The following is a 12,673-nucleotide window of genomic DNA, read 5'->3' on the forward strand; positions in this document are numbered from 1 at the left end:
GTATGAGGTGAAAGTCTCATGTACGGTTCTGAATGGGAGGGGGTGAAGGCGACTTTACTCTCGACCCCTAATCGTCGTCTAGCCCAGAGGTGGGACTCTTCCCAAGCGTTACTTTCGGTATGCCCTACCGTAGTTGCATTTCTGCCAATCCTGTTTAGATTGAAGCAAATATACCTCAAAAACTGATTTGTCTAGTTCCTGTGAATCTTTTACCTGCTGCCAGGAGGAAGCTAGAACAATGCAGCCAAACCGCATAGATTCAATGGTCAAGGTTCAGTGTACGCCTTGAGGCAACAAGGTTTTTTAAGTGGTTGGTTACCTTTATCCATGGTCAATCAGTGTAGCATTTATCTAGTAAGCGTGTCAAGTCAAACAGCGATGTTGTTCGAGAGTTGATCAGGTCTTGGGCTGACGGGCACTAAAGTACCCGTGTCGCCTTTCATCCTTGCTCTCTTGAGACAAGGTTTTCATGCTCCAGTGCTGTTCGTATAACCTAGAATAATGTCGATCTCATGTTTGATAGCTTTAATTGGGGGGCTGGTGTGATTATTGTAAATCTGATTTTATCCTTAGCGATCGCCATTGTAGTAGCGATCGCCATCATTTTAATTGCCTTAGAATGGCAGCATCGTAACCGTCCGGGTAATGACCTAGAACTAAGAGCCGTCAATTGGGAAAAGACACCCACAGAACCCCAAAGACTCCTCCTCAAAGGAGAATTTGAACTCTGCAACCGGACCAAGACCCTAGAAATAATGGTGCCGGAGGTGACAGCCAAAGTCAAACTCCTATCTGATGGGAGTTTAGCCAATACCAGGGTAAACACCCGCATCATTGCCGCCCATGAAGCCACCACCCCCAGAGCCGATGATTACTGGTTAGCCTATATCGTCAAAGCGCGCCAACTCACCCGATTTCAAGTAATTATCGACATTCAAAGCCCAAACCTCAAGGAACTCCAGTCAGCTTGGGTACAAATTCGCTACGTCACCTATGGACCCCAAGGCAGAATACCCAAAGTCCGCCATTTGGTGATTCCCATGCAATACCCAGATCCGCAAATCCCCCCCACTCCTCGCCCCGTAGAAGGCGGCGGTCAAGTATTCCCGATCCGCACCCATCTCCTAGCGCAACTAGATGATCCCGTGGAAGTAGTGCAGCGTTATGTAATGCCACACGCTAAACCGGGAGATATTGTTACAATGGGAGAAACTCCCCTAGCCTTAATTCAAGGTAGGTTCCGCCACCCAACGGAAGTCAAACCCGGATGGGTAGCGGTGCGAATTTGTTACTTTTTTATGCCCACCTCCAGCCTAGCCACCGCCTGCGGACTGCAAACCCTGGTCGATATAGTCGGTCCGGTGCGGGTTTTCGGAGCCTTTGTCGGAGGCGCTATTGGCAAGGTATTAGGTCATCCAGGCGGGTTTTACGAATTAGCAGGGGAACAAGCACGCCTTATTGATGATGTCACCGGAACCTTACCACCTTACGATCAATTTATTGTTCTTGGTCCAGAAGACCCTCAAGGGGTAGTTAACCGTATTCGCCAAGCGACGGGACTAGAAGCGGCCATTGTAGACGTTAACGACTTGAAAGCGGTTAAAATATTAGCAGCTACTTCTGGTTTATCTACGGCTTTAGTGGAGCGATCGCTTAGAAGCAATCCGGCCGGAAATGCTGATGAGCGCACCCCATTAGTTCTGATCCGTCCCGAATCGGATCAAAGCCCTTAACTCTGCCTAAAATGATCTACCAAGACCCCAAAACCCCACAATTCACATGAATTTATTTCCTTCTCCCAATCAAACTCAGGCGACAATTCGCGCCTTTCAATACCGCGATTTAGAGGCTTTTGAGCGTTTGTCTCAGCTTACCCAGCCGGTAGATGAGCCATGGCGCGAAGACCGCACCATTGACCCGGAAACCAAACAACTGCGACTCTGGTATGGCTTACTCCGATTTCTGAGTTGGTTTCCTAACCCCTGTCAGCATCTATTTAATACCTATGTGGCGGAACAGGGGGGACAGGTTCAAGGAGTGATCAGAGTTTCCCCGTTTAACCGTACCCGTAGCACCTGGCAGGTTAAACGAGTGTCCGTAGACCCCAGAACTTCGTCTAGTAGTATTGGTTCCCAACTGTTGCGATACTGCTTTGAAACTATCTGGGAAGCTAGAACTTGGGTTTTGGAGGTCAATGTTAACGATAAAGATGATTTGGCTCTATATCGACAAAATGGGTTCCAACCTCTGGCTAAAATCACTTACTGGTCTGTAGAACCTGAATTGCTGGCTGATTTAGCCCAATCTGTGGCGGATGTCCCTAATCTACTTCCGGTCAGCAATGCTGATGCTCAATTGTTGTATCAATTAGATACGGTTTCTATGCCTCCCCAAGTCCGACAGGTGTTCGATCGCCATATTCTCGATTTTCAAACTAATGTGATCAGAGCGATCGTCGATGGAGTGCGACAATGGCTTGATGGCATCGAACAGGTGAGCGGTTATGTGTTTGAACCCCAACGGAAGGCGGCGATCGGTTATTTTCAAATCCAATTGTGTCGAGATGGTGGCCAACCCCATCAAGCTGAATTAACCGTTCATCCTGCCTATACTTGGTTATACCCAGAACTTTTATGTCAAATGGCTCAATTAGTCCAAGATTTTCCGCCTCAGTCCCTGCGACTGGCTTCGGTGGATTATCAACCGGAACGCGAAGCCTATTTACAAAAAGTCGGAGCGGAGCCGGTGGAACACACTTTGCTAATGTCGCGATCGGTTTGGCACAAATTGCGTGAGTCAAAAACGATCGCCGAACCTCTCCAATGGTCGGAAGTTCTCCAAAGTTTGCAACCATCGAGAAAGCCAGTTCCTGGGGGAATGTCATGGCTGGGACCCATGGAGCATCATCAGACCCATGATGATCAAACCAGCACTGCTGATTCCTCCAAAATTCCACCCCAAACTATCGCCGAGAGTAGTGCGCCAGACCCCAATTAAACCTGCCGATGAATGACATCATCCCCAAAGGCTATATATCAGCCCTAGGCTTAGATATCGGTCGCCGTCGCATTGGAGTGGCTGGCTGTGATGGTACCGGATTAATCGCCACCGGGTTAACTACTATTGTCCGCACCCACTTTGAGGCGGATTTGGCCCAGTTTCAAGCCATCATCCAACAGCGCCAGGTGCAAATTTTGGTCGTCGGTTTACCCTATTTGAGCAATGGAGAGTTAGGAACCCAAGCCCGTCAGATCCAAAAATATACCCGACGACTGCAAAAATCCCTGGCTCTACCCGTGGAATATGTGGATGAGCGCTTAACATCTGTGGAGGCTGAACAGATGTTAAAAGGGCAAAAAATCCCCTTGTCTGAGAATAAGGCGCTAATCGATCGCAAAGCTGCCGCCTTGATTCTGCAACAGTGGCTCGATCAACGCCGAAACAAATCCTAGGGGTTAAGATATCACTGTTATGGTATTCTTTCTGGTGCAAGTGGATCTGTATCAATTGTACCCATCGGTACAATTAGCATTGCCTTATTCTTTTTGAGCAACCATACTACTTTCAAAAATCATGCCATCCCAATTTTCCGACGAGAATATCCCCGAACCAGAGGCCACTACCCTAACTGATGAACAAGGGCGATCGATTGAATGCACAATTGAGTCATCTTTTAGCCTAGACGGGGAAGAATATATTTTGCTGCTTCCCCTCGATACCCCGGTGGAAATCCTCACTTGGTCTGATGATGAGGATGAAGAGGTGGCGGTTCCGGTAGAGTCAGAAGCGGTCATAGATAGTATTTTTGATACGGCTAAAGTAGTTCTGGAAGAACAAAACCTTACCCTCAAACGTACAGCAGTCACCTTGACTGTGGCTGGGGAACTACCAGAGGACATTTTTGATAATGATGTGGAAGAGAATGGCTCTGTGGGCGGGGGGGAAGAAGATTATGAGGAACTGTTAATGCTCACCACTTTTTATCATGAAGAACAAGAATATGGCATTTATACTCCCCTCGATCCATTTTTTATTATGGCTCGTATGAATGAGAAAGGTGAACCCCAATTGCTATCTTCTGAAGAGTTAGATAAAATTGAACCACTACTACCGATGATTGAGGAAAAACTCTTTGGAGATTTTAGCTAAAAGCCGAACTGCTAATTGAGCAAAAGTAGTTATCAGGAATTGATAGAATAGGTTATGGGACGGATTTCTAAAGGTATTTTTTACACCGTTGTACCATTAGTTTGGGTGTTTTTTGGGTGGCAAGGATGGAGTTGGTGGAGTTGGGCTAGTTCCCCCCCTGTAGATGAAGATGCGATCGGAGAAAATGCTAAATCGGAAACTGCTATCCTGATTTCAATTCCCCCAGGAACATCTAGCCAACAAATTGGTCTCGATTTGGAAAGCGCTGGCTTGATTAGATCATCGACAGCTTGGCGGTTATGGTCTAGGTGGTTGGTTTTCCGAGACCCAGATGGAGAATTTAAAGCGGGAAATTACCAGCTATCTCCTACGGAGTCCCTCAGTGCAATTGCCGATCGCATTTGGACTGGGGAAGTGATGCAAACCAGCTTTACCATTCCAGAGGGGTGGTCGATTCAGGAAATGGCTGAATATTTCCAAGCCAAAGGATTCTTTTCGGCGGAAGAGTTTATCGCACAAGCTCAACAAATACCATTCGATCAATATCCATGGTTGCCGCAAGGATTACCTATACTGGAAGGATTTTTATATCCTGATACCTATGTTCTGGCTAGTGATTTGATTACCCCTAAAGCGGTGATTAACCAGATGCTAACTCAATTTGAAAGGGTGGCGCTACCAATTTATCAACAAAGCCGAGACAGACACAATCTCGATCTCAATGAATGGGTAGCACTGGCTAGTATTGTGGAAAAAGAGGCGGTGGTGGCTGATGAACGGAATTTGATTTCTGGGGTGTTTCATAATCGCCTCAGAATGGGAATGCCATTGGCTGCAGATCCTACAGTAGAATATGGTCTGGGGATTCGCCAAACTGTTGACCAACCTCTAACTTTTAGACAGGTGGAAACTCCGGGACCTTACAATACTTATCTGAATGTGGGACTCCCACCAACAGCGATCGCCTCCCCAGGTGTGGCTAGTTTAAAGGCTACCCTAAATCCAGCCGAAACAGATTACCTCTATTTTATGGCTCGGTATGATGGTACTCATATCTTTAGCCGCACCGGAGAGGAACATAAGGCGGCGATCGCAGAAGTTGAACGACAACTCGCTAATCAATAAAAATGTCATGAGTTACTCTGTTTTAATGTAGGATGGTAGAGTTCAACTCTACGATCAGCTATGTCCTGGGGAAAACTTTTAGAACCGGATCTGGTTCTGGGCGACTCGATTATGCAGCTTACACCTGATATCCTTCATCAGTATGATCTCAAAGGACTGGTGTTAGATGTCGATGAGACTTTAGTACCTATCACCACCCAGGAAGTCTCTGATGAGTTGCGAGAGTGGGTAGAAAATGTTAGACCCCTATTTTCCCTCTGGTTAGTTAGCAACAATATCAGCAATACTCGCATTAGTGGTATTGCTAACGCCCTGGGTTTACCATACATTAACGCCGCCGCTAAACCCTCCCGTCGGAAACTTCGTCAAGCGGTCGATGCTATGGATATCCCCACCGGTCAAATTGCAATGGTCGGCGATCGCCTATTTACCGATGTTCTGGCGGGAAACCGTTTGGGAATGTTTACAATTCTAGTGGAACCCATGGTGGACCCCATGCAAACTGGTATATCTTTCTCAACTAGATCTATCGAAGTTTGGATATCTAAACTCTTTGGCGCTGTTTTGAAAAGTTAACCACTCCCAAACCTCCCCCCCCTCTCCCCTCAACAATTATGACCTGTACTATTGTTGTCAAAATTGGTACTTCCAGTTTAACCCAGTCGGAAACTGGAAACTTGGCGCTGTCAACCTTGGCGACTCTGGTAGAGACTTTAACCGATCTACGCAGAAACGGAAATCGCGTGGTTTTGGTGTCCTCTGGTGCGATGGGAGTAGGACGCGATCGCCTAGGATTAACCGAAAGACCTAGGGCGATCGCCCTTAAACAAGCCGTCGCCGCCGTCGGACAGGGGCGCTTGATTAGGGTTTATGATGATTTATTTACTACCCTCAAACAACCCATCGCCCAAGTCTTGCTAACTCGCGGAGATTTAGTGCAACGCAGCGGCTATGTCAACGCTTATAATACCTTTCAACAACTGCTCAAATTAGGTGTCATTCCTATTGTCAATGAAAATGATACCGTCGCTGTCGATGAATTACGGTTTGGGGATAATGATACTTTATCGGCTTTAGTGGCTAGTTTAGTAGAAGCAGATTGGCTATTTATGTTAACTGATGTCGAAAGCCTTTATTCCGCCGACCCTCGCAGTAACCCTCATGCTAAACCCATTCATTTAGTTACTAATATTCAACAGTTACAAGAATTTCAAGTCGAGGTAGGTTCCTCCCGCAGCAGTTGGGGGACTGGGGGGATGATTACCAAAATTGAGGCGGCGCGTATTGCTACCAGTTCCGGGGTGCGTACTGTCATTACTGATGGTAAACATCCTACTAATCTTAAAAAAATTCTCAGCGGAGATGCGATCGGTACTCAATTTGAACCTCAATCTCGCCCCGTAAATTCCCGTCGCCACTGGATCGCTAATGTCTTGGTTCCTATGGGTAAACTTTACCTTGACCCCGGCGCAATTAAAGCTATTAAAGAGGGGGGAAAGTCTCTCCTAGCCGCAGGAATTATCAGGGTGGAGGGAGAATTTAACCCTAATGATTCTGTGCAATTATGTGATAATGAAAGCCAAGAATTTGCCAGGGGTTTAGTTAACTATAGTAGTTCCGAAATGCAGAAAATTAAAGGTTGTCACTCGGAACAAATCCCCGAAATTCTCGGTTATTATGGGGCGGAAACTGTCATACATCGAGATAATTTAGTCATCCTGTAGCCGGGTTTTTTAGCTGTCAATGCCACCATAGATGATGACGTTTATCTATGGTCATATAGGCTGGGTTTCACCGTCACCTAGGGACTGGGGGGATACATAGCGCCATCTGAGCAATCACTATTCATAACAAAAAATACCCAGGCTGATCTATTCCTATGATTGGACCATTTAACCACAGAACCCAAATCAGATGATTTATAATTACTGTGGGATTCGACCCATAAACAAGGAGGATAACTCATGGTGGGTAGTCGGATAGCAGCCGACTTGTGGCTTAGTGATTATATAACATCTTGGGATATTTATGCTCACGGTGTCATCAGGGTTCTACTTTCTCAGCAGACTGCCTATCAGAAAATGGAGATTTTAGAAACCGTATCTTATGGTCGGGTTTTGGTTTTAGACGGGAAACTGCAATCATGTATGGTTGATGAATTTTTATATCATGAACCCTTAGTGCAACCCGCCTTGATTTATCATGGGAAACCCCAAAAAGTTCTTATATTAGGAGGTGGAGAAGGTGCGACTGTGCGGGAAGTGTTGCGCTGGCATACCGTGAAAGAAGTAGTGATGGTAGACCTAGATCAAGAAGTGGTAGCAGCCTGTAAAAACTATTTACCCGAAATGAGCGATCGCGCCTTTGATGACCCCCGCACCACAGTTAATATTGACAACGCGATTAACTTCCTAGATAACAGTTCTCAACAGTGGGATGTGATTATCTCTGACCTGTCCGACCCGGTAGAGTCAGGACCATCTTTTCAACTGTTTACCCAAGAATATTTTAGCAAAATGGCGCGAGTCCTGAAACCCGATGGTTTCCTAGTAGTACAAGCTGGCTCAACCGCGTTAGCTGGATTGAGGTTTCATACAAAAGTCGCCCATACCATCAATCAAGTATTTCCCCATATCCAAAGCTATAGCAGTGATGTTCCCAGTTTTGGAGAACCTTGGGGGTTTGTGTTAGCATCTAAACAGCCGATTTCCTCCCGACCTGACCCGGAATCAGTTAATCAGTTATTAGCTACCCAGACGAAGGGAGGGTTAAGGATGTTAGACGGAAACACTCTGTTAGGATTATTTCAGATCCCTACCTACCTAAGAAATGCGATCGCATCTGAAGCCGAAGTGTACACCCTAGCCAACCCCCCTCAAAATCACTCGATAAATAATTGGGGGTGAATCTGGGCGAAAACTGTGTAAAAATAGTGGATAGCTGCGATCGCATCTTAACCATAATATCCAATCGATCTAAAAGAAAATCTATCTTTAAATCCCCTATGGAAAGCCTATTTTTACAACGCCTTCACAGTCCCCAACGTCCAGTAATCATCTTTGATGGCGCAATGGGAACTAACCTACAAGTCCAAAACCTCACCGCCGAAGACTTTGGGGGGAAAGAATACGAAGGCTGTAACGAATACCTCGTCCATACCAAACCCGAAGCCGTCGCTACCGTCCACCGCCAATTTTTGCAAGCTGGCGCTGATGTTATTGAAACCGATACCTTTGGGGGGACTTCTATCGTCTTAGCAGAATATGACCTCGCCGACCAAGCCTATCAACTGAATAAAACCGCCGCCACACTTGCTAAAAGCGTCACTGCTGAATTTTCCAGCCCCGAAAAACCTCGCTTTGTGGCAGGTTCCATGGGACCGGGAACTAAACTCCCCACCCTCGGACATATTGATTTTGATACCCTAGAACGTGCTTTTTGTCAACAAGCAGAAGGCTTATTTGATGGTGGGGTAGACCTGTTTATTGTCGAAACCTGTCAGGATGTCCTGCAAATTAAAGCCGCCCTTAATGGTATCGAAGAAGTATTTAAAATGAAAGGGGAACGGCGACCAATTATGGTATCCGTAACTATGGAGGCTTTTGGAACTATGTTAGTCGGTTCCGAAATTAACGCCGCCCTAACTATTCTCGAACCCTATAAAATCGATATTTTGGGACTAAACTGCGCCACCGGTCCCGATTTAATGAAGGAACACATCGCCTATTTATCAGAACATTCCCCCTTTGTGGTCTCCTGTATTCCTAACGCTGGTTTACCGGAAAATGTCGGCGGTCAAGCTCATTATAAACTCACCCCCCTAGAGTTAAAAATGGCTTTAATGCACTTTATAGAAGATTTGGGAGTACAGGTGATTGGCGGCTGTTGTGGAACCCGTCCTGACCATATTAAAGCCTTGGCGGAAATTGCCCAAACCTTGACCCCAAAACCTCGCCATCCTCAGATTACACCCTCGGCGGCTTCTATCTACAGTACCGTGAGTTATGAACAGGAAAACTCGTTTTTAATTGTAGGTGAAAGACTCAACGCCAGCGGGTCTAAAAAATGCCGGGATTTACTCAATGCCGAGGACTGGGATGGTTTGGTCGCCCTCGCTAAAGCACAGGTGAAAGAAGGGGCGCAAATTCTTGATGTGAACGTGGATTATGTGGGTCGCAACGGAGTCCGAGATATGCACGAGTTGGTATCTCGACTGGTGACTAATGTTAATTTACCTCTGATGTTGGATTCTACGGAATGGGAAAAAATGGAGGCGGGCTTAAAGGTCGCTGGGGGGAAATGTTTACTTAATTCTACTAACTACGAAGACGGGGAACCTCGGTTTTATAAGGTGTTGGAATTGGCGAAAAAATACGGCGCTGGTGTGGTGGTGGGAACCATTGACGAGGAGGGAATGGCGCGGACAGCCGCCAAAAAGTTTGCGATCGCTAAAAGGGCTTATAATGATGCGATCGCCTTTGGTATCGCCGCCACCGAAATCTTTTTTGACCCCCTAGCTTTACCTATTTCTACCGGAATTGAAGAAGACCGCGAAAATGGGAAAGCCACTATTGAAGCCATTAACCAAATGCGCCAAGAACTCCCCGGCTGCCATATTTTATTAGGAATATCTAATATTTCCTTTGGTTTGAACCCGGCGGCGCGACAGGTGTTAAATTCAGTGTTTTTGCACGAAACCATGGCCGTAGGTTTAGATTCGGCTATTGTGACTGCTAATAAAATCCTACCTCTGGCTAAAATTGAACCCGAACATCAAGAAGTCTGTCGCCACTTGATTTATGACCAAAGACAGTTTGATGGGGATGTTTGTACCTACGACCCCTTAACTAAATTAACCACCCTATTTGAAGGTAAAACTACTAAACGCGATCGCAGTGGTGATGCTAATCTACCAATTGAGGAACGCCTCAAACAGCATATCATTGATGGGGAACGCATAGGCTTAGAAGATGCTCTCGCCGAAGCCCTCAAAAAGTATCCACCCCTAGATATTATTAACATTTTCCTATTAGACGGGATGAAAGTTGTCGGGGAACTATTTGGGTCTGGTCAAATGCAATTACCCTTTGTTCTCCAGTCCGCCCAAACCATGAAGGCGGCGGTTGCTTACCTAGAGCCGTTTATGGAAAAATCCGAATCTGGAAATAACGCCAAAGGAACCTTTGTAATTGCCACAGTTAAAGGAGATGTTCACGACATCGGCAAAAACCTAGTTGATATCATCCTTTCTAACAACGGTTATAAAGTCGTTAACTTAGGCATTAAACAACCCGTTGATAATATCATTGCCGCCTACCGAGAACATAACGCCGACTGCATCGCCATGAGTGGTTTACTGGTAAAATCCACCGCCTTTATGAAAGATAACTTAGAGGTATTCAACCAAGAAGGAATTACCGTTCCCGTGATTTTAGGCGGTGCGGCTTTAACCTCCAAATTTGTCTATGAAGACTGTCAAAACACCTATAAAGGGCGGGTCATTTATGGGAAAGATGCCTTTTCCGATCTCACCTTTATGGATAAATTGATGCCAGCCAAGAAATCCGGAAAATGGGAAGATTTCAAAGGCTTTTTAGATGAATTTGTCGAAGATGAAACCATCACGGCTAATGGTGATAATCAACAGTCAGCACAACCAGACCAGCCAGAACCTGACACCCCCAAAGTAGTAGATACCCGACGTTCCGAAGCCGTAGCCGTAGATATAGACCGTCCTACCCCGCCATTCTGGGGCGTAAAAGTTCTGGAACCTGCGGATATGCCCTTTGATGAATTATTCTGGTATTTGGATTTACAAGCCCTAACCGCCGGACAATGGCAGTTCCGTAAACCCCAAGGACAGCCCAGGTCAGAATATAACCAGTTTTTAGAAGCTAAAGTTTATCCAATTTTGGCAGAGTGGAAACAGCGAATTATTAGCGAAAACCTACTCCACCCCCGCGCCGTGTATGGTTATTTCCCCTGTCAGTCGGAAGGGAACACGCTGTTAATTTATGACCCCGAAAAAATTAAGGCAGGAGAAATTTCCGAACCAATTACCAGTTTTGAATTTCCCCGCCAGCGGTCTGGTCGTCGCCTCTGTATTGCTGACTTTTTCGCCCCTAAAGATAGCGGTCAAATGGACGTTTTTCCGATGCACGCGGTTACCGTCGGACAAATCGCGACAGATTACGCCCAGAAGCTATTTGCTGCTGATGATTATACCAATTATTTGTATTTTCATGGTATGGCAGTACAAACGGCTGAAGCTATGGCAGAATGGTTACACGCGCGCATTCGCCGCGAGTTAGGTTTTGGTGGGGAGGATGCTGATAATATTCGCGATATCCTCAAGCAGCGTTATCGAGGTTCCCGTTACAGTTTCGGCTATCCGGCTTGTCCGAATATGCAAGACCAATATAAACAGTTAGATCTGTTGAAAGCAGAGGTGATTGGTTTATATATGGATGAAAGTGAACAGCTTTACCCGGAACAGTCTACTACTGCGATTATCACTTACCACCCAGCGGCTAAGTATTTTAGCGCCTAACAATCTAAGTCGGGTGGGGAATTTCCCACCCAAGTATTTTTAAGAACCATGGCGCTTTAGTAAAGAAACTGTGCCGAGTACACCTAATCCTAGGAATCCTAAAATTGATGTGGGTTCGGGTACGGTAGCCCGACGAGTTGCGGTCCAAGTTCCCGAACCATTTGGAACCTGTGGAATGCTAGAACCACTGACACTCCACTCATTAGCAGTCATTCGTGAGTTAAACCCCATCCGGACATTGAAAACCCAGGAATTATAAGTAAATCCAATTCCTCCGGTGCTGGCAATACATCCGGCAGAGGTACAAGGAAGGAAACCAGCTAGTAACTGCTCATCAAAGGGTCGAAAAAAATGAGCCCCACCTAACCCGGGGATGGGCGAGGAAAAACTCTGTACTAGAAAAAAGTTATCTTCCTTCTTGATATCCAAAGGCGGAATCCTGCACCAAGGAGTCACACACATATCTATAATTCCCTCAAAGGGTTTTCCGGCGTGAATAAGTTCTCCTGTCCCCAGTAAGTTACCATTGTGATCAAAAAACTCTAGGTCATAGAAGACAGACCGATGATTGGGGGTTCCACGATTCGCCAAAACATCCCAGGCGTGGAAGGTAGCAGCATGACTAGGGGTGGCTAATGCGATCGCACTAACCATAGTCACACCAGCAGATAGAGCGATTTGATTACATAAATTTTTCATAGTCTTTTGGGTTAGGTTTGGATATATGCTCAAAATAATGGCAACAACATCCCCTCCCGACTCTGAATCTTCCCCCTAGAGTCGCTCCAACAATTATCACGTAAAACTCCTGGGAGGGTTGGAAGCTCCGTGATTTATCGCGGAGAGGAC

Annotated in this window: 10 protein-coding genes; 9 read left to right on the forward strand and 1 reads right to left on the reverse strand. The window is 46.1% G+C overall.

What is annotated here, in order from left to right; translation table 11 throughout:
- Positions 1-512 precede the first annotated feature (512 nt).
- From P5683_RS18460 to metH, 9 genes are all read left to right on the forward strand, one after another.
- Entirely contained in the window at positions 513-1,733 is a 1,221-nt protein-coding gene (locus P5683_RS18460) for a F420-0:Gamma-glutamyl ligase (RefSeq protein ID WP_187757829.1), read from the forward strand.
- A 46-nt stretch (positions 1,734-1,779) separates the two neighbouring features.
- Positions 1,780-2,997 (forward strand): GNAT family N-acetyltransferase, encoded by a 1,218-nt coding sequence (locus tag P5683_RS18465; protein ID WP_006623647.1) that lies wholly within the window; start codon positions 1,780-1,782, stop codon positions 2,995-2,997.
- Positions 2,998-3,005: 8 nt separating this feature from the next.
- Positions 3,006-3,452, forward strand: a complete 447-nt coding sequence (ruvX, locus tag P5683_RS18470) for a Holliday junction resolvase RuvX (protein ID WP_006623646.1) — start codon at positions 3,006-3,008, stop codon at positions 3,450-3,452.
- A 121-nt stretch (positions 3,453-3,573) separates the two neighbouring features.
- The gene (locus P5683_RS18475; RefSeq protein ID WP_006668591.1) at positions 3,574-4,149 is read left to right on the forward strand and encodes a DUF3727 domain-containing protein; all 576 of its coding nucleotides are present in this window, start codon (positions 3,574-3,576) and stop codon (positions 4,147-4,149) included.
- A gap of 54 nt (positions 4,150-4,203) precedes the next feature.
- On the forward strand, positions 4,204-5,274 hold the full coding sequence (mltG, locus tag P5683_RS18480; protein ID WP_006623644.1) for an endolytic transglycosylase MltG: 1,071 nt from the start codon (positions 4,204-4,206) through the stop codon (positions 5,272-5,274).
- 60 nt (positions 5,275-5,334) lie between these two features.
- The gene (locus P5683_RS18485; RefSeq protein WP_006623643.1) at positions 5,335-5,850 is read left to right on the forward strand and encodes a YqeG family HAD IIIA-type phosphatase; all 516 of its coding nucleotides are present in this window, start codon (positions 5,335-5,337) and stop codon (positions 5,848-5,850) included.
- 38 nt (positions 5,851-5,888) lie between these two features.
- Entirely contained in the window at positions 5,889-6,998 is a 1,110-nt protein-coding gene (gene proB / locus P5683_RS18490) for a glutamate 5-kinase (protein ID WP_006623642.1), read from the forward strand.
- 240 nt (positions 6,999-7,238) lie between these two features.
- Positions 7,239-8,180 carry a methyltransferase domain-containing protein gene (locus tag P5683_RS18495; RefSeq protein ID WP_006623640.1) on the forward strand — a complete coding sequence of 314 codons (942 nt, stop codon included), beginning with the start codon at positions 7,239-7,241 and terminating at the stop codon, positions 8,178-8,180.
- Between the two features lie 98 nt (positions 8,181-8,278).
- Positions 8,279-11,824 carry a methionine synthase gene (gene metH / locus P5683_RS18500; RefSeq protein WP_046319152.1) on the forward strand — a complete coding sequence of 1,182 codons (3,546 nt, stop codon included), beginning with the start codon at positions 8,279-8,281 and terminating at the stop codon, positions 11,822-11,824.
- 39 nt (positions 11,825-11,863) lie between these two features.
- Here metH and P5683_RS18505 read toward each other — a convergent pair whose 3' ends face one another.
- Positions 11,864-12,523: a PEP-CTERM sorting domain-containing protein gene (locus P5683_RS18505; protein WP_315640839.1), complete on the reverse strand. Its 660-nt coding sequence runs from the start codon at positions 12,521-12,523 to the stop codon at positions 11,864-11,866.
- Positions 12,524-12,673: the final 150 nt, after the last annotated feature.

The sequence above is a fragment of the Limnospira sp. PMC 1279.21 genome, assembly GCF_032349615.1.
Taxonomy (GTDB): Bacteria; Cyanobacteriota; Cyanobacteriia; order Cyanobacteriales; family Microcoleaceae; genus Limnospira; species Limnospira fusiformis.